20 protein-coding genes are annotated in these 24,571 nt (G+C 60.9%); 16 read left to right on the plus strand and 4 right to left on the minus strand.

From position 1 onward, the window contains the following. Window positions 1–1,329, plus strand: coding sequence for a D-arabinono-1,4-lactone oxidase (locus ACZRKZ_RS16755; RefSeq protein ID WP_463982302.1), 1,329 nt, complete (start codon window positions 1–3; stop codon window positions 1,327–1,329). A gap of 68 nt (window positions 1,330–1,397) precedes the next feature. Then, window positions 1,398–2,606, plus strand: a complete 1,209-nt coding sequence (locus tag ACZRKZ_RS16760; protein WP_463982303.1) for a DSD1 family PLP-dependent enzyme — start codon at window positions 1,398–1,400, stop codon at window positions 2,604–2,606. A 123-nt stretch (window positions 2,607–2,729) separates the two neighbouring features. Here the strand turns inward: ACZRKZ_RS16760 and ACZRKZ_RS16765 are convergent, their stop codons facing one another. Continuing rightward, window positions 2,730–3,671, minus strand: a complete 942-nt coding sequence (locus ACZRKZ_RS16765) for a SphA family protein (RefSeq protein ID WP_463982150.1) — start codon at window positions 3,669–3,671, stop codon at window positions 2,730–2,732. A 216-nt stretch (window positions 3,672–3,887) separates the two neighbouring features. On the opposite strand from ACZRKZ_RS16765, the gene ACZRKZ_RS16770 reads away from it, so the two are divergent. Continuing rightward, entirely contained in the window at window positions 3,888–4,925 is a 1,038-nt protein-coding gene (locus ACZRKZ_RS16770) for an AraC family transcriptional regulator (protein ID WP_463982151.1), read from the plus strand. A 70-nt stretch (window positions 4,926–4,995) separates the two neighbouring features. Here the strand turns inward: ACZRKZ_RS16770 and ACZRKZ_RS16775 are convergent, their stop codons facing one another. Continuing rightward, window positions 4,996–5,568, minus strand: a complete 573-nt coding sequence (locus tag ACZRKZ_RS16775; RefSeq protein ID WP_463982152.1) for a cupin domain-containing protein — start codon at window positions 5,566–5,568, stop codon at window positions 4,996–4,998. Continuing rightward, entirely contained in the window at window positions 5,569–7,524 is a 1,956-nt protein-coding gene (locus tag ACZRKZ_RS16780) for an oxidoreductase (RefSeq protein ID WP_463982153.1), read from the minus strand. A 131-nt stretch (window positions 7,525–7,655) separates the two neighbouring features. Between ACZRKZ_RS16780 and ACZRKZ_RS16785 the strand changes: the two genes are divergently transcribed. The 12 genes from ACZRKZ_RS16785 (at window position 7,656) to ACZRKZ_RS16840 (ending at window position 21,835) form a co-directional block, all read left to right on the plus strand. Continuing rightward, window positions 7,656–8,426 (plus strand): class II aldolase/adducin family protein, encoded by a 771-nt coding sequence (locus ACZRKZ_RS16785; RefSeq protein ID WP_463982154.1) that lies wholly within the window; start codon window positions 7,656–7,658, stop codon window positions 8,424–8,426. 87 nt (window positions 8,427–8,513) lie between these two features. After that, a complete protein-coding gene (locus ACZRKZ_RS16790) occupies window positions 8,514–9,152 on the plus strand; it encodes a TetR family transcriptional regulator C-terminal domain-containing protein (protein WP_149412657.1) in 639 nt (212 codons plus the stop codon). A 156-nt stretch (window positions 9,153–9,308) separates the two neighbouring features. Next, on the plus strand, window positions 9,309–10,100 hold the full coding sequence (locus tag ACZRKZ_RS16795; protein ID WP_463982155.1) for an enoyl-CoA hydratase/isomerase family protein: 792 nt from the start codon (window positions 9,309–9,311) through the stop codon (window positions 10,098–10,100). 59 nt (window positions 10,101–10,159) lie between these two features. Next, the gene (locus ACZRKZ_RS16800) at window positions 10,160–11,320 is read left to right on the plus strand and encodes an acyl-CoA dehydrogenase family protein (RefSeq protein WP_463968776.1); all 1,161 of its coding nucleotides are present in this window, start codon (window positions 10,160–10,162) and stop codon (window positions 11,318–11,320) included. 18 nt (window positions 11,321–11,338) lie between these two features. After that, complete coding sequence (locus ACZRKZ_RS16805) at window positions 11,339–13,438, plus strand: acetate--CoA ligase family protein (protein WP_463982156.1); 2,100 nt, start codon at window positions 11,339–11,341, stop codon at window positions 13,436–13,438. A gap of 11 nt (window positions 13,439–13,449) precedes the next feature. After that, window positions 13,450–15,057 (plus strand): 5-guanidino-2-oxopentanoate decarboxylase, encoded by a 1,608-nt coding sequence (locus ACZRKZ_RS16810; protein WP_463982157.1) that lies wholly within the window; start codon window positions 13,450–13,452, stop codon window positions 15,055–15,057. A gap of 22 nt (window positions 15,058–15,079) precedes the next feature. Continuing rightward, a complete protein-coding gene (locus tag ACZRKZ_RS16815) occupies window positions 15,080–16,666 on the plus strand; it encodes an ABC transporter substrate-binding protein (RefSeq protein WP_463982158.1) in 1,587 nt (528 codons plus the stop codon). Window positions 16,667–16,726: 60 nt separating this feature from the next. After that, the gene (locus tag ACZRKZ_RS16820; protein WP_463968772.1) at window positions 16,727–17,686 is read left to right on the plus strand and encodes an ABC transporter permease; all 960 of its coding nucleotides are present in this window, start codon (window positions 16,727–16,729) and stop codon (window positions 17,684–17,686) included. Window positions 17,687–17,689: 3 nt separating this feature from the next. Next, window positions 17,690–18,517, plus strand: coding sequence for an ABC transporter permease (locus ACZRKZ_RS16825; RefSeq protein ID WP_463968771.1), 828 nt, complete (start codon window positions 17,690–17,692; stop codon window positions 18,515–18,517). Between the two features lie 2 nt (window positions 18,518–18,519). Continuing rightward, complete coding sequence (locus tag ACZRKZ_RS16830) at window positions 18,520–20,148, plus strand: ABC transporter ATP-binding protein (protein ID WP_463982159.1); 1,629 nt, start codon at window positions 18,520–18,522, stop codon at window positions 20,146–20,148. A 9-nt stretch (window positions 20,149–20,157) separates the two neighbouring features. Further along, on the plus strand, window positions 20,158–20,856 hold the full coding sequence (locus tag ACZRKZ_RS16835) for an NAD(P)H-dependent oxidoreductase (protein ID WP_463982160.1): 699 nt from the start codon (window positions 20,158–20,160) through the stop codon (window positions 20,854–20,856). Window positions 20,857–21,013: 157 nt separating this feature from the next. Further along, window positions 21,014–21,835, plus strand: a complete 822-nt coding sequence (locus ACZRKZ_RS16840) for an aldo/keto reductase (protein ID WP_463982161.1) — start codon at window positions 21,014–21,016, stop codon at window positions 21,833–21,835. Between the two features lie 56 nt (window positions 21,836–21,891). Here ACZRKZ_RS16840 and ACZRKZ_RS16845 read toward each other — a convergent pair whose 3' ends face one another. After that, on the minus strand, window positions 21,892–22,407 hold the full coding sequence (locus tag ACZRKZ_RS16845) for an Hcp family type VI secretion system effector (RefSeq protein WP_463982162.1): 516 nt from the start codon (window positions 22,405–22,407) through the stop codon (window positions 21,892–21,894). A gap of 595 nt (window positions 22,408–23,002) precedes the next feature. Between ACZRKZ_RS16845 and tssA the strand changes: the two genes are divergently transcribed. After that, window positions 23,003–24,556 (plus strand): type VI secretion system protein TssA, encoded by a 1,554-nt coding sequence (tssA, locus tag ACZRKZ_RS16850; protein ID WP_463982163.1) that lies wholly within the window; start codon window positions 23,003–23,005, stop codon window positions 24,554–24,556. Window positions 24,557–24,571 lie beyond the last annotated feature (15 nt).

The raw sequence follows: 24,571 nt of genomic DNA on the forward strand, positions 1-24,571 counted from the left end.
TTGAGCAGCAACCCGGCGCTCGCGCAACTGGCCCGTGCACCGCGGCTGATTCCCTGGCGTAACTGGTCTGGCGCGCAAAGTTGCCTGCCGCTGGCGCGCCTGGCGCCCAAGGACCTGGACGAGTTGGTGCAGGTGATTCGCCGGGCACCGGGCAAGGTGCGGCCGGTGGGCTCGGGCCACTCGTTCAGCGCCCTGGTGCCCACCGACGGCACGCTGCTGTCCCTGAGCTTTTTCAACGGTTTGCTTGATCACGATGCCGGCAGCCTGCAAGCCATCTTCGGCGCCGGCACGCCGATGTCGCGCATGGGCCCGGCGCTGAAAGAAATCGGCCAGGCCTTGCCGAACATGGCGGATATCGACTACCAGACGCTGGCTGGCGCCATCGCCACCTCGACCCACGGTACAGGCATCGGTTTTACCTCCTATAGCGGCCATATCACCGGCCTGCAACTGGTGACCGCCCAAGGCGAGGTGCTGGACTGCGATGCCAATCGACATGCCGAGGTGTTCAATGCCGCCAGGGTGTCCCTTGGCGCTCTCGGCGTGGCAACCAAAGTGCGCCTGCAAAACCGCGCACCGTATCGTCTGCGAGAGCGGCAATGGATCGCCAAAACCTGCGATCTGCTGGAGGATGTGGAGAAAAACACCCGGGAAAACCAGCATTGGGAAATGCTGGTGGTGACCCACTCCGATTACGCCTTGTCCATCGCCCTCAACGAAACCACCGACCCCGAAACCCCGCCGATTGATCCGGCCGAGGCGGGCGGCAACGCGTTTGTGTCAATCATCGAAAAGCTCGACAAATACGGCAGCGACTTCCCCGACGTCCGACGCACCCTGCTCAACAGCCTGCGCTATTTCGCCAGTTTCCAGGACCGGGTGGCCGAGTCGTATGAGGTCTATGCCAACGTGCGCAATGTGCGTTTCAACGAGATGGAATATTCGGTGCCTGCTGAACATGGCCCTGCATGCCTGCGGGAAATCCTCAAACTGATCAGCGACAAGGACCTGCGCACCTGGTTTCCCATCGAGTACCGCTACGTCAAGGCCGACGATATTCCCTTGAGCATGTTTGAAGGGCGCGACAGTTGTTCGATCTCCGTGCACCAGCACTACACCATGGACCATCACAACTTTTTTGCGGCGGTGGAACCGATCTTCTGGAAGTACGCCGGCAGGCCTCACTGGGGCAAGTTGCACACCCTTAACGCTCGCAACCTGCAAGCTCTGTACCCACGCTGGGAGGAGTTCACCCGTGTACGACAGGCACTGGACCCTGGCGGAAAATTCCTCAATGCGCACCTGTCATCTATTCTGGGAGTGGCCTGATGAACCGTAGAAACTTCATGCTCGGTACCGTCGGTGCAGGCGCTTTGCTGGCGGGTGGTGCAGTGTTGTTGCGCCCGACTGATCGCGGCGGCCCGTACAGCGAGTATTTCCGCACGCTGAACCAGGAACTCAAGGCCCATGGGCCGATGCGCCCGGTGATGCTGATTGACCTGGACAGCCTGGATCACAATATCGATGTGGTCATGCAGTCGGTTCAGCGGGGTGGCAAACACTTGCGCCTGGTGGAGAAATCCCTGCCGTCGCCGGGTTTGCTGGCCTACATTGCCAAGCGTGTCGGCACCCAGCGGTTGATGTCGTTTCATCAGCCGTTTCTCAATCACGATGCCCTGGTATTTCCTGATGCCGATATCCTGATGGGCAAGCCGTTGCCGGTGCGCTCGGCGCAGTTATTTTATCAAACTCACAAAGGCCCGTTCGAGCCGTCCCGGCAATTGCAGTGGTTGCTGGACACCCCTGAGCGGTTGCAGCAATACCTGGCGCTGGCCCAGGGGTTGGGTACGAGGCTGCGGGTCAATATCGAGCTGGATGTTGGCCTGCATCGTGGCGGGATCAGTGATGATGCCGTGCTGGGGCAGATGTTGGGGCTGATCAGCGCCCATCCGCAGCAGTTGGAGTTTGCCGGTTTCATGGGCTACGACCCGTTTGTCGGCATGGGTGTGCCGGGGATTCTCGGCTCGCCCCAGGCGCTGTTCGACAAGGTCATGCAACGTTACAACGGCTATGTCGACTACACCCGCCAGCACTTTGCGCCCTTGTGGCGTGACGGCCTGACCCTCAATACCGCCGGCAGCCCGAGTTATCGCATCCACGAACAGGAACGCCTGAGCAGCGAAGTCTCGGTGGGCACCGCGTTGCTCAAGCCGACTCATTACGACTTGTCGTCCTTGAGCGAGCACGTCCCTGCGGCCTACATCGCCACGCCCGTGCTGAAAAGTACCGGCGCGGTGAACATCCCGGCGCTGGATGACAAGTCGAGGCTGTTCTCCTGGTGGGACAGCAACCAGCGCGGCACGTTCTTTATCTATGGCGGCAACTGGATGGCCGAGTTCGAGTCTCCCACGGGGCTGCAAAGTAACGAGCTGTATGGCCGCAGCTCCAATCAGGAAATGGTCAACGGCTCGCCAGCGGTGGGGTTGGCGGTGGAGGACCACGTGTTTCTGCGGCCGACCCAGACTGAGTCTGTGTTGCTGCAGTTTGGCGATTTGCTGGCGGTGAGGGGCGGAAAGATCATCGAAAGCTGGCCGGTCTACACCTGAGCGCCTCGGTCAACGGTGGGGTTGGCTTGTCGGATCACCGTACTGCTGCAATGGCATCACTTTGGTGTAACTGACAGGCCGAGTTGCCTGCATCGCAGGCAAGCCCACATTGACCGTACCCAGTCAAAGCGCAAATGGAATCGTCAGCTTGGCCCACAACATGTCACCTTCCGGCCGGTTCTCCACATCAAACTCCTTGGCCCAGCGCACCTCGGCACTGGCGTACTTGAGAAAGGTGAAATACACCGCTGGGCCAATGGCAAACACCTGGCCCCGAACTCCGTCATCGACGTCCTCGCCAAAGATATTGGTCACCGTGCGCCCGTACTGCTTATCGTCGGTGGTCTGCTTCAGGTAGTAGCCGTTGATGCCCAGGCTCAGGTTGTCGGTCACTTTATAGCTGGCCGAATAATCAAAGTGGAAAATCTGCCCCGAGCGGTAATCGGTGTCGTGGTTTTCCTTGTTGAAGCTGTAGGTGGTCTTGATCGAAAGTTCGGTGCGCTCGTTGGGCAGCCAGGTCGCGGAAAACAGCGGTTTGTAGGTGTAAAAGTTATTGCTGGTGTTGGCCAGGCGCGTGGCGTCGTATTCGCCGGTGGGCAGGGTGATCTCCACGGCGGCGGCGAGGGTCAGGTTTTTGCCCATGTCCCACAGAATGATCGGCGCCAGTGTGGTGTCACCCATGCTTTCGCGCTGGTCGGACATGCCGAACAGCGCCACTTGTTGCTTTAGGTAAGGCTGCGCGATGTAGCCACCGAGCCGGCCGCCGAATACCCGCAGCGGGCTGAGGTAGTCCAGGCGCGGGATGATTGCGTCGGACTTGATCTTGACGTCAGGCACCTTGCCGCCGAGGGAGCTGATATTGAGTTTTTTGGCTTCGTAGTGGTTGTAGTAGAGGTTGAAGGCGAACATGTGGTCTGGCAGGTTGTTGACGTCCAGCGGCAGGATGTAAAAGCCATCGGTGCCGGTACCGATGTTGTCCACGCCGCCTTCCGTGGCCAGGGCCGGGAAGCTGATAAGTGCCATCAGGGCAAGGTGCAGAGGGTGAAACGCACGGGTCGGGTTCATGTCTGGGCTCGTTATTATTGTTGGGGGAGCAGACCTTCATGGGCCTTGCCCATAGAAATAAGCCCTTGGCGCCCGGCGGGGCAGGGTATTGGCGGCCAGATAGGGGGACTTTGGCGGACAGCTTTCACGCAGAGTGCGGCGATCCTGGCAAGCGCCTATGATTGTCAGGATGTTTCTAAAACAAGAACCGAGTACTCAGTCGGGAATCGAAGATTCATGCAAAGGAAAGCTGTTGATCCGCACTATGAACTGGCCCTGGTCTCGCCGTTCCTCCTGCAAACCCTGGGGCAAGTCGTCGCGCAAAAGGGTGCCAGTGCCGAGCACCTGTGCCGTGGCCTGGGCTTTACCCTGGGCGACCTGGATGACCCGGCCCAGCGCATTTCCTATCGCCAGGCGGCGGCGATGATCCAGCGGGCGTTGAAGGCGTTGCCGGATCAGGGCCTGGGGCTGTGTGTCGGCAATCAGAATGTGTTGGGCACCCTGGGCCTGCTGGGGCATGTGATTTCCCTGTGCAAGACCCTGCGCGATGCCTTTGCCGTCGGCGAGCGGCACCAGCACACCTCCGGCGGCATCGCCACCTCGCGCATCGATGAAGGGGTGAATGAGGTGTTTATCGACGTTGAATGCCTGTTGCCCTACGCCGAGGTACAGGTGTTTGCCGCTGAAGAGTTCTTTGCCAGCATCATGGTCTATGGCAGGGCGCTGGTGGGGGCTGAGTTTATGCCGCTACGGGTGGAGTTCATGCACGCGGTGCCACTGTATGCCGCCGAGTACCCGCGGCTGTTTGGCGCGGATGTACGCTTTGGCTGTCTGCACAACCGTATGGTCCTGGCCAGCCATTGGCTGGACGTGCGCCTGCCCAATCATCATGCCCTGGCGTTACGCCAGGCCCTGGAGCTGCTGGAGCTGGAAAGCGCCCAGTTGCATCAAAAGATGGATTTGATCCAGGCGGTGGAACGGGCGATTTCTCGTGACCTGCAGGGCAGCCAGCTGGAAAAGGTCGCCAGTGACTTGAACATGAGTGGCCGCACCCTGCGTCGGCGCTTGACCGAACATGGGCTGACCTTTGAGGCGTTGCTGGAGCAGGTGCGTCGCGCGCGCACCATGGGCCTGCTGGGCAATCCGGGGTTGTCCATCGAGCGCATTACCGAAGAGGTGGGCTACAGCGACGTACGCAGTTTTCGACGAGCGTTCAAACGGTGGACGGGGCTGAGTCCCAGCGCGTTTCGGGGAGAGGGAGGAGGGTTGGCGTAGTGTCGGCCCTGTTTGGGCAAACAAAGGAGAAAGGTGGTCAGTACGAACGACAGTACCAGGCAGGTGCGGCTCAAAACGTCGGTGGCGTGATCACCCAGATCACCACTGCATCTACCTTGCCAGGGTTGCCGTAGCGATGGGGTTCGCTGCTTGGAAAGCTGAAACTGTCGCCCTCGTCGAGCTGAAAATGGCGCTCGCCTACCCACAACTCAAACCTCCCGTTCAATACGTAACCTGCCTCTTCACCTTCATGGCTGTAGTTTTGCTGGCTGTAGGTACCGGGCGGGAAGCGCGAGTGCAGCATCTCCAACTGGCGGTTGGGCTGGGGCGTCAGCAGTTGGTCAACAATGCCGTCTTCATAGTGAATGCTCTGCCGCGTGCCTTTACGCACCACGTAGCCCTGGTCTTGTGGGGCTGTGGCGGTTTCGCTGGCGAAGAACCACTGGATGGTTACCCCCAGGCTGCGAGCGATGTTGAACAGCGCCGGGATCGAGGGGTAGGCGAGGTTGCGTTCCAGTTGGCTGATGTAGCCGGCGGTCAGTTTACTCATCTGCGCCAATACCGTGAGGGTCAGGCCGCGAGCCTTTCGCAGTCCACGGATACGCGTGCCCAGGAACAGTTGCTGAGGTTCGTCCTTACGCATTCAAATTTCCCACGCCACCTTCAACCCTTCATAAATGGCCTCTTCGGCGGTACGCGGCGCAAGGCAGTCGCCAATGCGCTTGAAGTCCACCAGGCCTTCCAATTGTGTGCCAAGAGTGTCCACTGGCTGATGCCCCTGGCACAACACCAGCGAGTCGATGTTTTCCAGCAACATCGGCTCGGCGCTGGCGGTGTGTTGCAGGTACACGGTGGTGTCATCGCAGCCGTACAGACGGGCGTAGGGGATGATCGGGATGCCCAGCCGATGCAGCTCGCCGGCCAACTGATCGCGCACGTACAGCGGCAGGTTTTCCCCGCAATGGGTACCGTTGACCGCCAGTTGCACCTGATGACCGGCGCGCACCAGGCGCTCGGCAATGCCAGGGCCGATCCAGTCGCAACGCCAGTCGACCACCACCACCGAACGACCGAGCTGGACTTCATCACGCAACACTTGCCAGGCATCCACCACCTGCAACTCACCGCCGCGTTCGAAGGCCGGCCAGTAAGGTTCGGCGCCAGTGGCGATGATCACCATGTCTGGCTGCTCGCGCTCCACCAACGTCCGATCGACCCGAGTGTTGCGCACCACGCGCACCCCGGCCAATGCCATCTCCCGCTGAAGATTGGTGCTGGCGCCGCCGAACTCGCTGCGCCGTGGCAGCAATTGCGCCAGCAGTACTTGCCCGCCCAGTTGCCCACTGGCTTCATACAACGTGACCTCATGACCGCGCTGCGCCGCCACGGCGGCCGCCTTCATCCCCGCCGGGCCGCCACCGGCCACGAGGATGCGCTTGCGCGCCGTGGCCGCCCGAATCTGGCCAAACTGCAATTCACGCCCACTCTCCGGATGCTGGATGCAGGAAATGGGCAACCCCTTGTGAAAGCGCCCGATACACGCCTGATTACAGGCGATGCAGGCCCGTACATCCTCGGCACGACCCGCGTCGGTCTTGTTGGGCATTTGCGGGTCGCAGATCAATGCGCGAGTCATGCCACACACATCGGCTTGCCCCCGCGCCAATATCAGCTCGGCTTCCTGGGGCTGATTGATCCGCCCGGTGACAAACAGCGGAATCGACAGGCTGGCCTTGAACGTCGCCGCTTCCTTGGCCAGATACGCCGCGGCAATCGCCATGGGCGGTACGATATGGATGGCACCGCCGAGAGAGGCCGAGGTGCCGGCGACGATGTGTACGTAATCCAACTGTGATTGCAGTAACTGCACGGCTGCCAGGGATTCGTCTTCCCTCAGGCCTTCGGGGTCACGTTCGTCGGCTGAAATACGCAGGCCTATGATGAACTGCTCGTCAGTCGCCGCGCGAACAGCCGCGATGATTTCCCGCAAGAAACGCAGACGCTGGTCGAGGTCGCCATTGTAGCCATCGGAGCGCCGGTTGACCCGTGGGTTGATAAATTGCGCCGGCAAATAACCATGGCTGGCAACCACCTCGACCCCGTCTATTCCAGCCTGGTGCAGGCGTCTGGCCGCAGCGCCATAACCGGCGACAATGTCGTCAATCATTCGTTGATCAAGGGCCCTGGGCATCACTCGAAAGCGTTCATTGGGCACACTGGACGCCGAGTACGCCACCGCCAGCAACCCATCGGCCGACTCCATGATTTCCCTACCCGGATGGAAAATCTGCGACAGCACCACAGTACCCTCGGCATGGCAGGTCTCGGCCAATTGCCGGTAGCCGTCGATGCAGCTGTCGTCAGTGGCCATAAGCACATGAGCGGTGTAGCGGGCGCTGTCATGCACGCCAGCGACCTGCAATACAATCAGCCCGACACCGCCCTCGGCCCGCGCCCGGTGATAAGCGATCAACTGTTCGTTAACCCGATTGTCGGTGGGCATCGAGGTGTCATGTCCGCTGGACATGATGCGGTTTTTAAGCCGTTTACCCCGAAGTGCAAGGGGTTCAAACAGGTGGGGAAAAGCATGGGGCGACATGGTGCGGATACTCCAGGCGCTGTTGTTGTTATTTTTCTATAGGAGGTGAGCGCCAGTAAAAAATCAACTTGTTTTTTTACTGGTGGCTGGATTAGCTTCGGCCACGCCACCCACCCGCATGGAGAACAAAAATGACCAACCGTGCCTGCCACTCGACCGAACAACAACTGCGCGAAGAACTCGCCGCCTGTTATCGGCTGATCGCCCATTTCCGAATGAGCGACCTGATCTTCACCCATATTTCAGTGCGCATTCCTGGCCCCGAACATCACTTCCTGATCAATCCCTACGGGCTGATGTTCGAGGAGATCACCGCGTCCAGTCTGGTGAAAATCGGCCTTGATGGCCGGGCGGTGGAGCCGTCGCCGTATGCCGTCAACCCGGCAGGTTTCGTGATCCACAGCGCCATTCATGGCGCCCGCGAAGACGCCCAATGCGTGTTACACACCCACACGCGGGCCGGTTGTGCGGTGGCAGCGCTGGAATGCGGACTGCTGCCGGTCAACCAGATCTCCATGGAGTTCTACGGCAAGGTCGCCTACCACGATTACGAAGGCGTGGCCCTGGACCTTGATGAGCAGCAGCGACTGGTACGCGACCTGGGGGACAAGCCGGTGCTGATGCTGCGCAACCACGGTTTGCTGACGGTGGGGGAAACCGTCAGCCAGGCCTTCCTGCGTATGTATTACCTGGAAAAGGCTTGTGATATCCAGATCGCCGCCCAGGCCTGCGGCAAGCTGGTGTTGCCGTCGGCCGAGGTGTGCGCGTACACCGAACGGCAGTTTAACGATCCAGGTCGGCCGTTGGAGGGGGGTGAACTGAGCGATCCGGATGCCATGCAATTGGCCTGGGCCGCGTTATTGCGCCTGCTGGATCGGGTATCGCCGGGTTTGCGTGCCTGAGGCGGTTTAATCCCCGTGGGTGGTTGCTGTACAGTCGTTCAGCCGCAGAACGTGCCACCCACTGATTTAACCGAAGGGAGCCGCTACATGACCCAGGAATCCCGTTTCTCTCGTATGGAACCGGAGTTGCGTAAGGCCAATCTGGTCCAGGCGACGCTGGTCTGCCTCAAGCGCCACGGTTTCCAGGGCGCATCGATCCGCAAGATCAGCGCCGAGGCCGGGGTATCGGTAGGGCTGATCAGCCATCACTACTCTGGCAAGGACGAACTGGTGGCCGAGGCCTATCGCTCCATCACCGGCCAGGTCATGAACCTGTTGCGCGATGCCATGGCCAAGGCAGCGCCCAGCCCGCGGGAGCGGTTGTCGGCGTTTTTTCGCGGCTCCTTTTCCCCGCAATTGCTCGATCCGCAACTGCTGGATGCCTGGCTGGCGTTCTGGGGGGCGGTCAAGACCGCACCGGCCATCAATCTGGCCCACGAACATTCTTACGGCGAGTACCGCACCATCATGCGCTCGGCCTTGGCGGACATGGCCCAAGAGCATGGCTGGGAGCGCTTCGATGCGGACCTGGCAGCCATTGCCCTCAGCGCGTTACTCGACGGATTGTGGCTGGAGTCGGGACTCAATCCCGGCACGTTTACCCCTGAGCAGGGCATCCAGATTTGCGAAGCCTGGGTCGACGGCCTGCAGGCTGGCGGTCGTCAGCGGTTTCAACTCAAAGCCTAAGAACTCCTTCGCCGCCTGGACGCAATGTTCAGGCCGGTAGCCTCCTCAAAAAAATTCAACGACAGAGCATTTTGCCGATTGCCTCCTTGCTGAACACTCGTTTAGTATCGCCCCATGTCGCACCCCTCAAGCCAATTAAAATAATTCGAGGAACCCATGACTATCGACTCGTCAGTGCTCATCCAGGTCGAAGCAGGCGTCGCCTGGCTTACCCTCAATCGCGGCGACCAGCGCAATGCCCTGGATATCCCGACCCTCAAGCACCTGCATGTTTTGCTCGATGGTTTCAACAGCGACCCTACCGTGCGCGTGGTGGTACTGACCGGCAGCGGTCGCAGCTTCTGCGCCGGTGCCGACCTCGCTGAGTGGGCCGAAGCCCAAGCTCGTGGTGCCCTCGAAAGCTACGGCTGGACCGAAACCGCCCACGCCCTGATGACCCGTCTGCACACCCTCGACAAACCCACCATCGCAGCCATCAACGGCACCGCCGTCGGCGCCGGCATGGACCTGACCCTGTGTTGCGACCTGCGGGTCGCCGCGCAGTCGGCACGGTTCAAGGCCGGCTATACCAGCATGGCTTACTCCCCCGACGCCGGCGCCAGCTGGCACTTGCCACGACTGATCGGCAGCGAACAGGCCAAGCGCCTGTTGTTCCTCGACGAGCTGTGGAGTGCCGATCGTGCGCAGGCTGCCGGATTGGTGGGGGAAGTCTGCGCCGATGAGCAATTGCACACTCACGTCACTGAGCTGGCTGCACGCCTGGCCAACGGCCCGACCTTCGCATTTGCCCAGACCAAGACCCTGATCCGCGAAGGTGCCGCACGCAACCTGCCCGAGCAACTGGAGGCTGAACTGGCCGCCGGATTGTTGTGTGGACGCAGCGCGGACGGCGCCGAAGCCTTGCGCGCGGCGACGCAAAAGCGCCCGCCGCGATTCAACGGTAACTGAGTTTCAACGCTTCAAGCTTGGGGCTTGTAGCTGTCCTCTCTCTATCGCCAGGTAGCGCCATGAATTTCCAACTAAGCCAAGAACAAGACATGTTGGTGGACGCGGTACGCAGTTTTGTTGCCAAGGAGTTGTTGCCCTTTGAGGAAGCGGTGGACCGCGCCGACGAGGTCTCGCCGCAGTTGGCCGCGCAGATCCGCGACAAGGCCATCGCGGCGGGCTTCTACGCCTTCAACATGCCCGAAGAAGTGGGTGGCGGCGGCCTGGATTACCTGTCCCAGGCGCTGATCGAACGGGAATTGTCCAAGGTCTCCTGGGCGCTGCATGTGTTTGTCGCCCGACCGTCGAAGATCCTTATGGCCTGTACTGGCAAGCAAATTGACGACTATTTGCTGCCCTGTATTCAAGGCAAGAAGATCGACTGTTTCGCCCTCACCGAACCGGGCGCCGGGTCCGACGCCAATGCGATCAAGACCCGCGCCGTGCAAAGGGGCGATGACTTTGTGATCAACGGCAGCAAGCATTTCATCAGCCACGCCGGGCACGCCGATTTCGCCATTGTCTTTGCCGTCACCGACACCTACGAACACAACGGCCGCCAGCGCAACGCAGTCACTTCATTTTTGGTGGACCGCGACACCCCCGGCATGACTATCCGCCGAGGCCCCAAGTGTGTGAGCAACCGTGGTTATCACACTTACGAAATGTTCTTCGATGACTGCCGCGTGCCGGCCTCCAAAGTGCTGGGCGAGGTGGGCAAGGGCTGGGACGTGGCCAATGCCTGGCTGACCGCAGGCAGAGTGATGGTGGCCGCCAACTGCGTCGGCCAGGCCCAGCGCGCGCTGGACCTCTCGCTGCAGTGGGCGGCGGACCGCAAGCAGTTCGGCCAGCCCATCGGGACTTATCAGGGCGTGTCGTTCAAGCTTGCCGACATGGCCACGCAGATCCGCGCCGCTGAACTGTTGACCCTGCATACCGCCTGGAAAATGGACCAGGGCAGCATGACCGACGGCGAAGCCGGCATGGCCAAGCTGTTTGCCAGCGAAACGCTGGGCAAGGTCGCCGACGAAGCCGTGCAGATTTTTGGTGGCATGGGCCTGATGGACGAAGGCCCGGTGGAGCGCATCTGGCGCAACGCACGGATTGAACGGATCTGGGAAGGTACCTCGGAAATCCAGCGTCATATCATCGCCCGCGAACTGTTGCGGCCCCTGTTGCGCTGATCGGGTCGGAGAACGCTCATGTCCCAGACAATTCGCGACAACCTCAAGCGTCTGCTGGCGCCTCGTCACCTGGCCTTCGTCGGCGGGCGCAGCATGGCCCGAGCCCTCAAGCGCTGCGCTGAAGGCGGCTTTGCAGGGCAGATGTGGCTGGTCAATCCCCAGCATGACAGCCTCGACGGTATTCCCTGTGTGCGCCGCGTCGCCGACTTGCCGTGCGGCCCGGACGCGGTGTTTATCGCCACCAACCGCGAACTCACCCTGACCTGCGTCGGCGAGTTGGCCGCCATGGGCACCGGCGGCGCCATCTGCTACGCCTCAGGCTTTGCCGAAGCTGGTGCCGAGGGCCAGGCCTTGCAGCAACAACTGCTCAAGGCGGCCGGCGACATGGCTCTGCTCGGCCCCAACTGCTACGGATTGCTCGATTACCTGCACAGCTCGGCGCTGTGGCCGGTGGCCCATGGCGGCAAGCCGGTAGAGCGTGGCGTGGCGGTGCTGACCCAGAGCGGCAACTTCGCCTACAACCTGTCCATGAGCGACCGCTCGCTGCCGGTGGCCTATATGGCCTCGGTGGGTAATCAGGCGCAATTGGGCGTTGCCGAACTGATGGACGTGCTGCTGGATGAGCCGCGCGTCACTGCCATCGGCTTGCATTTGGAAGGCTTGAAAAATGTGCCGGGATTCGCCCGTGCCGCTCATAAGGCCTTGGAAAAAGGCATCCCGATCATCGCCCTGAAAACCGGCGTGTCGCAGATTGGTGCCGAGCTGGCCTTGAGTCACACTAGCTCGTTGTCCGGCTCCGATGTGCTGTACGACAGCCTGTTTGCCCGTCTTGGGGTGATTCGGGTCAGCGGGCCGGTGAGTTTTGTCGAGACCCTGAAAGCGGCGGCCTGTGGCAACCTGCCGGCGGGCAATAGCCTGATCGCGCTGGCCTGTTCCGGTGGTGACGCGGGGTTGATTGCCGACTACGCCGAACGCAATCACCTCGCACTGCCCAAGCTCGATGAGGGCCAGCGCGTCGAGTTGGCGCAGGTGCTGCCCAGCTATGCCAACCTGGTCAATCCGCTGGATTTCACCACGGCGATCTGGGGCAACAGCGACGCGCTCAACGCGATGCTCGACACCGCGCTGCGCACCGAGGCCGATGCAGCGATGCTGGTGCTCGATTACCCGGCGCCATTTACCGGCGAGCGCAAGGAATGCGACCTGCTGCTGGAGTTGTTTTGTGCGGCCCTGGTTCGCCATGGCAAGACCGGTTTTGTCACTTCGGCCTTCCCCGAGTTATTGCCCGCCCATGCCCGTGAGCGCTTGCATGCTCAAGGTGTTGCCGCGCTGCAAGGCGTGGAGGACGCGCTCGCCGCCTGGGGCCGGATCGCCCATTACCAGAGCAATCGCCAAGTCCTGCTGGCGCGGGGCGAATCGACCCTGGAGCTGTTGTGCCCCCAAGCCTTGAACCATCAGGGGCAAGTGCTGAATGAATGGGATTCCAAGCAAGCCTTGCGGGCTTTTGGGCTACCCACGCCGGCCAGTGTCTTGAGCACTCCCGAACGCGCCATCGCCGACGCCAAGGTGCTCGGCTACCCGCTGGTACTCAAGGCGGTCAGTGCGCAGTTGCCCCATAAAACCGAGGCCGGCGCCGTGGTGTTGAACCTGCAGGATGGCCTGGCCTTGACTGCTGCCCTGGCGCATATGCGTGTGCAAATCGGCGCCTACGCGCCGGATGTGGCGTTCGATCAACTGCTGCTGGAAACCATGGCCCTACCACCGTTGGCCGAGCTGATTGTCGGCATCAAGCGCGAAAACGACTTCGGCCTGGCGCTGGTGATCGGTGCCGGTGGGATTCTGGTGGAGTTGCTCAAGGACAGCCGCAGCCTGTTGTTGCCGACCACTGACGATGCTATCCGCAACGCGCTGTTGAGCCTGCGCAGCGCTACGTTGCTGCAAGGTTTTCGCGGTCGTGAGGTGGCGGACATGGACGCCCTGGTGGCAGCGATCCGCGCCGTCGCCGATTACGCCTGCGCCAACGCCGGGCAGTTGCTGGAGCTGGATGTGAACCCATTGCTGGTCAATGCCCAGGGCGCCACGGCGGTCGACGCGCTGATCCGCCTCGGCCAGGCTTGAAGGAGATAATGATGCAAGGCATAACCTTGACGGGCGGCCAGGCCCTGGTGCGATTGTTGGCCAACTACGGCGTCGACACCGTGTTCGGCATTCCCGGCGTGCACACCCTGGAGCTGTATCGCGGCTTACCTGGCAGCGGCATTCGCCATGTCCTGACCCGCCACGAACAGGGCGCGGGTTTTATGGCGGACGGTTATGCGCGGGTCAGCGGCAAGCCGGGGGTGTGCTTCATCATCACCGGGCCCGGCGTAACCAACGCCGCCACCGCCATCGGCCAGGCCTATGCCGACTCGATCCCGATGCTGGTGATTTCCAGCGTCAACCACACCGCCAGCCTGGGCAAGGGCTGGGGCTGCCTGCATGAAACCCAGGACCAGCGTGCCATGACCGCGCCTATCACCGCGTTCTCGGCGGTGGCCTTGAACACCGAGGATCTGCCTGAACTGATCGCCCGTGCCTACGCGGTGTTCGACAGTGAACGGCCACGTCCGGTGCATATTTCGGTGCCGCTGGATGTGTTGTCGGCGCCCATCAAGCGTGATTGGAGCAATGAGGTGGTACGCCGTCCGGGACGTTGTGTGCCGTCGACTGAAATCCTTGATCAAGCCGCAGCGAAGCTGTCGGCGGCCAAGCGGCCGATGATCATCGCCGGTGGCGGTGCATTGTTGGCTGGCGACGCCTTGCAACGCTTGAGCACACAACTGGCGGCGCCGTTTTTCACGAGCGTCGCCGGCAAGGGATTGTTGCCTGTGGGCGATCCGTTGAACGCCGGTTCGACCCTGTGTGTCGAACCCGGTTGGCAACTGATCAGCGAGGCTGATGTGGTGCTCGCCATCGGCACCGAAATGGCTGACACCGACTACTGGCGCGAGCGTTTGCCGCTCAACGCCGAGCTGCTGCGGGTGGACATCGATTCGCGCAAATTCAACGACTTTTATCCCTGCGCCGTGGCCCTGCACGGCGATGCTCGGCACACGGCATTGGCGCTGCTGGAACGCTTGCCGTGCGCACCGCGCAACGCCGATACAGCGATCAAGGCTGTCGCGGCGCTACGCCTGGCGGTCATATCCGGGCATGGCCCCTTGCAGTCGATCCACCAGGCCATTCTCGACCGTGTTGCCGCCGAGCTGCCGACCAATGCTTTTATCAGCAGCGACATGACCCAACTGGCCTACACCGGCAATTACACCTTCCCCAGCAACGCGCCGCGCAGTTGGCTGCATCCCACCGGCTACGGCACCCTGGGTTACGGCTTGCCGGCGGGAATCGGCGCCAAGTTTGGCGCGCCGCAAAGGCCCGGGCTGGTACTGGTGGGCGACGGCGGCTTCCTCTATACCGCTCAGGAACTGGCGACGGCGGTGGAGGAATTGGACAGCCCGCTGGTGGTGTTGCTGTGGAACAACGACGCCCTGGGGCAGATTCGCGACGACATGCTGGGCCTGGATATCGAACCCATTGGCGTCCTGCCGCGCAACCCGGATTTTTCCGCCCTGGCGCGAGCGTTTGGCTGCACGGTGAATCAACCCCAGAACCTGGATGAGCTGCAGACGGATTTGCGTAACGGCTTCAAGCGTAACGGCGTGACATTGATCGAGTTAAAGCATGCCTGCGCCTGTTGAACTCTATTAGAGGAGCAAGACCATGAGCGATAACAACAACAAAATGACTCAAGCGATGCATCGGCGCGACTTCCTCAAACACAGCGCCGTAGCCGGTGCCGTGGCGGCAGCGTTTTCCATGGGCTTGCCGCTGCACGCTTTCGCCGAGGAATCCACTCCCAAGCCCGGTGGCGTGCTGCGCCTGGGGCTGGCCGGCGGCAGCACCACCGATTCGCGTGACCCTGGTTCCTGGAGCGATACCTTCACCTTCGTCGGCTTCTCGGCGGTGTACAACACCCTCACTGAAATTGCCGTCGACGGCACCGCCATTCCCGAACTGGCGGAGCAGTTTGAGTCCACGCCCGATGCGCGTATCTGGACCTTCAAGCTGCGCCAGGGCGTGACCTTCCACGACGGCAAGCCCCTGACTGCCGAGGACGTGGTGGCCTCGATCAACCATCACCTGGGGGACAAGTCCACATCGGCGGCCAAGACCGTGCTGGGCGATGTCGCCAGTGTTAGCGCCAAGGGCCTGGACGCCGTGGTGTTCGAGTTGCATTCGGGCAATGCCGACTTCGCCTATGTGGTCGCCGATTACCACTTGGTGATCATGCCCGCCAAGGAGGGTACCGCCGACTGGCAGGCCGGGATTGGCACCGGCGGCTATCGCCTGAAGACCTTCGACCCCGGCGTGCGCATGGACCTGGAACGCAGCCCCGACTATTGGAAACCGGGCAGGGCGCACTTCGCCAGTGCCGAGCTGATCGCCATTGCCGACGGTGCGGCGCGGGTCAACGCGTTGGTCACCGGGCAAGTGGATGTGATCAACAAGGTCGACCTGAAAACCGTGGCCCTGCTCAAGCGCAATCCCAAGCTAATCATCGAAGAAACCAAGGGCGCCCAGCACTACACCTTCCCGATGCTGTGCGACAGCAATGAGTTCAAGAACAACGACATTCGCATGGCCATGAAGTATGCGATCAACCGCGAAACCCTGTTGGCCTCGGTGTTGCACGGCTATGGCCTGGTGGGCAACGACCATCCGATCCAGCCCGGCAGCCGCTTTATCAACAGTGCTTTGGAGCAGCGCAGCTACGATCCGGACAAATCGCGCTTCTACCTGCGCAAGGCCGGCGTCGAGACCCTCAAGGTACGCCTGCAAGCGTCCGACGCCGCCTACACCGGTGCGGTGGACGCCTCGGTGCTGTTCAAGGAGCAGGCGCGCCAGGCCGGCATTGATATCGACGTGGTACGCGAACCCGCGGACGGTTTTTTCTCCAACGTCTGGATGAAGCAGCCGTTCACCACCTCGTTCTGGTACAGCAGCCTGACCGCCGACCGCATGTTCAGCATCGGCTACGCCAAGGGCGCGGCGTGGAACGAAACCCATTGGGATAACGCCCGTTTCAACCAGTTGCTCAACGCTGCTCGCGGTGAGATGAACGCGCCGCTACGCCAGGAGATGTACAACGAAATGCAGGCCTTGTGCCGGGACGACGGCGGGGCGATTGTGCCGCTGTTTGCCAGCTCCGTGGCGGCCCGTTCGAACCGGGTCAGCCATGGCCCGTTGACCGCGCCTTATGGGGAGTTGGATGGCTTGCGGGTGATTGAGCGGTGGTGGCAAGCCTGATTTTTGTAGGGGGCAAGCCCTCTCGCCACAGAAGTTCTATCCCTTTCAAGGCACCCTGCGATGAATAGTCTGCTAAAACTTGTGTTCCAGCGCCTGGCCCTCGGCCTGCTGTCGCTGTTCGCCGTGTCGGTGATCATCTTCCTCGCCGTCGGCCTGCTCCCCGGCGACATCGCCCAGGCCATGCTCGGCCAGTCCGCCACCCCGGAAACCGTCGCTGCGTTCCGTACGCAATTGGGCCTGGACTTGCCGCCGCTGAGCCGCTTCGTGCAATGGCTGCTGCGCCTGCTGCAAGGAGATCTCGGCGCGTCCCTGGCCAACCAAAGGCCCATCGCCGAACTGATCGGCGCCCGCTTGGGCAACACCTTGCGCCTGGCGGTACTGGCCGCGCTGGTGTCGGTGCCCTTGGCGCTGGTGCTGGGCATGCTTGCCGCGTTGTACCGCAACAGCTGGTTCGACCGTTTGCTCAACACTTCAGCCCTGAGTGCCGTGTCGTTTCCGGAGTTCTTCGTCGCCTACCTGCTGATCCTGGTGTTCTCGGTCAAACTCGGCTGGTTCCCCAGCCTGTCCAACCTGGCGCCGGATGCGTCCTTCGGCACCATCCTCGAACGCTCAGTGCTGCCGGTCGCAACCCTGAGCCTGGTGGTGATCGCGCAGATGATGCGCATGACCCGCGCCTCCTTGATCAACCTGCTGGCCAGCCCCTACATCGAAATGGCCCGGCTCAAGGGCATCAGTCGGTCGCGGATTATCTGGCGCCACGCCTTGCCCAATGCCCTGGCGCCTATCGTCAACGTGGTGGCGCTGAACCTCGCTTACCTGGTGGTAGGCGTGGTGGTGGTCGAAGTGGTGTTCGTCTATCCGGGCCTGGGCCAGTTGCTGGTGGACTCGGTGGCCAAGCGCGACATCCCGGTGGTGCAGGCCTGCAGCCTGATTTTTGCCGCCACCTACATCCTGCTCAACACCAGCGCCGACGTGCTGTCCATCGCCAGTAACCCACGCCTGATGCATCCGAAGGGGTAGACCATGAGCCTGATCAAACAACTGGCCAAGGCACCGTTGAGCGCGAAGTTCGGCCTGCTGGTCATCCTGCTCTACGTGCTGGTGGCGCTGTTTGCGCCGATGCTTGCGCCCTATGGCGAAACCCAGGTGGTGGGCGAGGGTTTTGCGCCCTGGAGCGGTCAGTTCTGGCTGGGCACCGATAACCTGGGTCGCGACATGTTCAGTCGCCTGGTGTACGGCGCGCGCAACACCTTGGGGATCGCCTTTCTGACCACCGTTCTGGCGTTTCTGCTGGGCGGCCTGAGCGGCTTGATCGCGGCGATCAGGGGCGGTTGGATCGACCAGGGTTTATCGCGGGTGGTGGATATCCTGATGGCAATCCCGCAACTGATTTTTGCCTTGCTGATCCTTAGCGTGGTTGGCACCAATGCCACTTCGCTGGTGCTGGTGATCGCGCTGCTGGATTCGACGCGGGTGTTTCGTCTTTCTCGCGCCGTTGCGATGACCGTAGTGGTCCAGGATTTCGTCGAAGCTGCCCGGCTGCGCGGGGAAGGGCTGTGGTGGCTGGTGACTCGCGAGGTGCTGCCCAACGCTGCCGCGCCTTTGATTGCCGAGTTTGGCCTGCGTTTCTGCTTCGTGTTTTTGTTTATCAGCGCGCTGTCCTTCCTCGGCCTGGGCATTCAACCGCCCACCGCCGATTGGGGCAGCATGGTCCGTGACAACGCTGTGCTGATCACCTTCGGCGACATCAGCCCGTTGCTGCCGGCCCTGGCGGTAGCGCTGATCACCGTCAGCGTGAACTTCGTCGTTGACTGGATGCTGCATAAATCCAGCGGCCTCAAGGAGTGTTGAGTATGAGCGTCAACGAAAAGCCACTGCTGGAAATCCGCAACCTGCACATCGAAGGCCACTACGAAGATGCCTGGCACCCGCTGATCAAGGGTATCGACCTGACCTTGCTGCGCGGTGAGGTACTGGGGCTGATCGGCGAGTCCGGTGCCGGCAAGTCCACCCTCGGCCTGGCCGCCATGGGTTATGCCCGCGATGGCTGCCGCATCACTGGCGGCTCAGTGTGTTTCGATGGCATTGCGTTGTTGCAGGCCAAGCCCGAAGCCCTGCGCAAGCTGCGAGGGTTGCGCATCGCCTATGTCGCGCAAAGCGCTGCAGCCTCGTTCAATCCTGCGCATCGCTTGATTGACCAGCATGTGGAAACGGCTGTGATCAATGGCGGCATAAGCCGGGCCCAGGCCGAGCGTGAGGCGGTGGAGTTGTATCGCGTGCTGCGCCTGCCTAACCCGCACCAGATTGGTCAACGCTACCCGCACCAGGTCTCCGGCGGGCAACTGCAACGGGTGATGACAGCGATGGCCATGGCCTGCCACCCGGATCTGATCATCTTCGACGAACCCACCACTGCGCTTGATGTCACCACCCAGATCGAAGTGCTGGCGGCCATTCGTGACGCGGTGAAAACCTTCGGCAGCGCTGCCATTTATATCAGCCACGACCTGGCGGTAGTCGCGCAGATGGCCGACCGCATCATGGTGCTGCGCCATGGCAAGCTGGTGGAGGAGGCGGCGACCCGCACCATGCTCAGTGATCCCCAGCAGGACTACACCAAATCCCTGTGGGCGGTGCGCAGCTTTCGCACCGAACCCAAGCCGTGCCCGGTGCAGCAGACGCCGCTGCTGGAAGTACGCCAGGCCTGCGCCAGCTACGGCCATCAACCGGTGTTGCACGACGTGTCGATGCGCCTGTATCGCGGCCAGACCCTGGCGGTAATCGGTGAGTCCGGCAGCGGCAAAAGCTCTACGGCGCGGCTGATTACTGGCCTGTTGCCGCCCACGTCCGGGCACGTGCTGTATGACGGCCAAGCGCTGCCGGCGGACTTGCGTCGGCGCAGCAAGGAGCAGTTGCGACGGATTCAGATGATCTACCAGATTCCCGACACCGCACTGAATCCGCGCCAACGCATCGTCGACATCATCGGCCGGCCGCTGACCTTCTACCTCGGCCTCAAGGGTCGCGCCATGCGGGCCCGTGTGGCCGAGTTGCTGGAGATGATCGAGTTGGACCCTGCGATTTTCATGGAGCGCCAGCCCCGTGAACTGTCTGGCGGCCAGAAGCAGCGAGTCTGCATCGCCCGCGCCTTGGCGGCCGACCCGCAACTGATCATCTGCGACGAGGTGACCTCGGCCCTGGACCAACTGGTGGCCGAAGGTGTGCTGAAACTGCTCAACCGCATCCAGCAGCAGTTGGGCGTGGCCTACCTGTTTATCACCCACGATGTGGCCACCGTGCGGGCCATTGCCGATGAAGTGGTGGTGATGCAGCGCGGGCGAGTGGTGGACCAGGGCAGTCGCAGCGCGATTTTCACTGCGCCGTATCAGGACTACACCGGCCTGTTGTTTTCATCGGAACCGGAAATGGACCCTGACTGGCTTGATCACTTGCTGGCCAAACGAGCCGCGATTACTTCTTGAGGAGCTTGTATGAATGTGTTGATTGTTCACGCCCATCCCGAGCCGCAATCCTTTACCGCCGCCTTGCGCGACCAGGCTATAAATACGCTGCAAGCCCAGGGGCATGAGGTAAAGGTCAGCGATTTGTACGCCATGAACTGGAACCCGGTAGCCAGTGCCGAGGACTTCACTTGCCGGGAAAATCCCGATTACCTGGTGTATGCCCTGGAGCAACGGCAGGGGGTCAAGAACCAGTCCATTGCGGCGGATATCCGCCAGGAACTGGACAAATTGCTGTGGGCGGATCTGCTGATCCTCAACTTCCCGATCTTCTGGTTTTCCGCACCGGCGATGCTCAAGGGCTGGATCGACCGGGTGCTGGTGTCGGGCGTGTGTTACGGCGGCAAGCGTTTCTATGATCAGGGCGGGCTCAGCGGCAAGAAAGCCCTGGTGACCGTGACCCTGGGCGGGCGCGAACACATGTTTGGCGAGGGGGCGATTCATGGGCCGCTGGAGGATATGCTGCGGCCGATTTTGCGCGGCACGCTGGCGTATGTCGGGTTTGAGGTGCTGGAGCCATTTGTGGCCTGGCATGTGCCGTATATCAGTGCTGAGGCGCGAGGGGAGTTTTTGAGCGCTTATCAGCAGCGGCTTGAAGGGTTGGCAAATGACCAGCCGTTGGTGTTTGCGAGGTTGGCGCAGTTTGACGAAGCACTTTATCCGCTATGACAGCGATTAAGGCGGGCAGGCTTGCGCGCTCCCGCAGTGGGGGGCAAGGCAGGATGATGTAGTCGTTCTCATACGGGGCTTGCCCCGGGAACTCCTTTGAACCCTTTTGCCGATGCAGTGCCACACTGTTACATCGCGAACTCATTTGGAGGTTTTCATGCGCACCATTGATCTGGCTGGCACTCCTGTCCCTGTTATCGGCCAAGGGACGTGGCGTATGGGTGAAAATCCCGCACAGCGGGGCGCAGAAGTGGCTGCGCTGCAGTTGGGTATTGACGAGGGCATGACCCTGATCGATACCGCCGAGATGTACGGCGAGGGCGGCGCTGAAGAAGTGGTCGGCGAGGCGATTCGCGGGCGGCGAGACCAGGTGTTCCTGGTCAGCAAGGTCTACCCCCACAATGCCAGCCGCAAAGGCATTCCTCGTGCCTGTGATGCCAGCCTTCAGCGCCTGGGCACCGACCATATCGATCTATATCTGCTGCATTGGCGTGGGCAATACCCCCTTGAAGAAACGGTAGACGCATTCGAGCGCCTGCGTGAAACCGGCAAGATTGGCCGTTGGGGCGTGTCCAATTTCGACTTGGCTGATCTTCAGGAACTGGCATCCCCGGCCTGCGCCGCCAATCAGGTGCTGTACAACATCGAAGAACGTGGCATTGAGTTCGACCTGTTGCCTTGGTGGCAGCAACACAACCTGCCGTTGATGGCGTACTGCCCCATCGCCCAGGGAGGCGAGTTGCTGTCCAGCCCGACCCTCAAGCAGATCGCCCATCGTCACGAGGCAACGCCTGCCCAGGTTTCCCTGGCGTGGGTGTTACGCCAGCAAGGCGTAATCGCCATCCCCAAGGCCGTGCAGCCTGAGCACGTGCGGCTCAATGCCGCTGCGGCGAAACTGATTCTCGACGAGCATGACCTGGAGGCTATTGACCGTGTGTTCGGTGCACCAAAGCGCAAGCATCCGCTGGCGATGGTGTGAAACTGGGGTATGAAATGGCATCGCGCGTGGCGATGCCGTCTCATCTTTACCAGGGCTTAGCCTGCTGCCGGGCTGCGCCAGTCATCTGAACCTGAAGTTCCGGAGACTTCGTGGGTCCAGACGATTTTACGGTAGGTGAAGTGCACATCTTCCAAGTGAGTGAAGTGGGCATTGTTCGGGTCCTGGCAGTTCGGCATCCGCGACTGGATGTCGACGATAATCGCGTCTTCCAACTCAATGGTGAAGTAGTGTTCCTGGGTACCCGCGGCAGAGGTGCGGTACCACTCAAGGCGGCATTTGACCATCTCCCCCGAGGTCAGTGCGCTGAACAGCAGGGGGGAGGATTTATCGAACACCTTGCTGATCATCAGCGGCTTGTGCACCCGCTGCCCTGTAGGCTGGCCGGACTGCGGATCACGGGGAATGATCACTTGATGCTGGAAGGCTTCGACCAGGATCTGGTCTTCATGGCCTTCCTGGTAGATGTTGCCTACTGAGTCCTGGGTGAAAGTGTCTGCCGTAATCAAACCTTGCTTGGTGCCGGTAATGGACAGATATGCGGGTGTTGGCATGATTGGTTTCCTTGCCTGATAGAGAGGTCGCGCCAAATAGCGATTTTGCCGGTTGGGCAGTGTTCAATAACAAGGATCGTGCCGGAAAGTTCTGGAGCCAATAGAATAAGGCGCGCGCGGTGCTTTGTTCGGGTGAGAGGGGTTTCGTTAGAGTGTTTTTTTGTTTTAAGTTGGATTTGGTTGCGCAGTAGTGCGCAGTTAGTTGCTCAGCTTGTATGGGCTTATATGTCGGCGTGGCAGGGGGTGGGTGGAGGGTTTGCTTGAATTTATCTGCGCAAATACTTGCGCATATATTTCCAGTCGGGTTGGTAAATGGGCTGGCGGGCCAATATTAATAGGCCTTCATGGCGAGGCAAAGGTGATGATTAAGTAATCAAAAGCAATCACCTGTTCGGTTGTTTTACTTTTATGGAGGGTTTTCTTTAGTTTTGTAGGAATCTCCTTAACTGTCCTTCTGCTGCTTGCTCAATGTTTTTGCTCTGGATAAGGTGCGCACTCTTCGTTGCGTGAAAACGCAATTTAAAGGGTGTTCAAGTCGGCAGTTAAAATGCCACTAACGCTTTATTGTGCATTGATCAGCAAAGTACAGTCCATAATGGTTTATTCAAACAAACTGTCCGCTTGTTATCTGGAACTTGCTCAGTCGCCAAACTCGAAAGCGAGTTTCGCAGGCGAAGATGTGCGTTTTTCGAGCGCGTACGAGGCGCTGGAGAGCGAGGTGGGCAAGGCACACTCGATCCACGGCAACAGCCAGCCTGACTGGCAGCAGGTCATGGAAAAAAGCGAAGACTTGTTGCGTCATGAGTCCAAGGATTTGCGGGTCGCTGTCTGGCTGACCTGGGCATTGCATCAGCGCGAATCCTTTCCCGGCCTGCTCGCCGGACTCGGGGTGTTGCGCTACCTCTGTGAATATCATTGGGCCGATGTGTATCCACGCAAGGCGCGTACCCGCAGTGCCGCGTTTGCCTGGCTGGTTTCGCGTCTTGAACAGGTGTTTATACAAACCCTGTCGCTCAAGGATCAGCGGCCATTGTTCCTGTGCATGGTCGAACATCTGGCGCGCCTTGATGAGCTATGGGCCGAGCACCTTGGAGATGATGCTCCCCTGTTACTGCCAATCTGCAGGCAACTGTCGGACATGCTGCAACAGGCCACCGAGAGCAATCCCCTGCCGAGTGGCGTGAGTGGTGTGATCGCCCAGGTCAAACAGGCGGCAACTCAACTGCTGGTGCCCGACTTAGTTGTGGACAATGAAAAAGACGCCCACAAACTCCTGCGCACGGTGCAGGAGGAGGCGCGCCCCTTGTGCGCCTGGTGGCTGCGGCAGAACGCCACTGACCTGCGCGCCTTGCGCCTGAACCGAACATTGGCCTGGCTGACGGTCAACAGCCTCCCGGGCTGCGACAACGAGCAGAAAACCCCCTTGCGAGGGCCGGCGGCGGACAAGCTCAAGCGCTACCAGGAGCGTCTTGCCCAGGGCCATTATGCTGACTTGCTGCTGGAACTTGAGGCCAGCCTGGCCTGCGCACCTTTCTGGTTTGACGGGGTGCGCATGGCCTGGGAGTGCCTACAGGCATTGCAGGCCGACATGGCCATGATCGAGACGGAAATGCACTTCGCCCTGCTGTTACAACGTCTGCCAGGGCTCATACAGCTGCGTTTTTACGATGGAGCTCCGTTCGCCGATGCTGCCACACGCAGCTGGATCAACACTCAGGTCGTCCGCCACCTGCAAGCACTGACGCCACCCAAGGCTGTAGTCGGTGCCCACCCTGCGCCTTGGGATGAAGCATTACAGGACGTCATGCCCATTCTGCGCAAGGACGGGCTCAAAGCGGCGGTCCAGGTATTCAAGCAAGGCATACAGGCTGCCCAGGGCGAGCGTGCCAGGTTTTATTGGCGACTGGGCCTGGCCAGGTTGTGTGTCCAGGCGGGCAAGCATGACCTGGCAAAAATCCAGCTCGAACACCTTGAGCAGGAGTTGCAGCACTCAGGCTTGCAGCACTGGGAACCCGATCTGACCCTTGAGGTACTGCAACTGCTGTACGCCTGTTGCGACCTGTTGCCACAAGGCCATGCCCTGCGAGAGCGCAAGGAAGACATCCATCGCAAGCTGTGCCACTTCGATCTTGAAGCGGTACTTCAATAGGCTTTCGAGCCACCA

The organism is Pseudomonas sp. c313, from assembly GCF_055407145.1.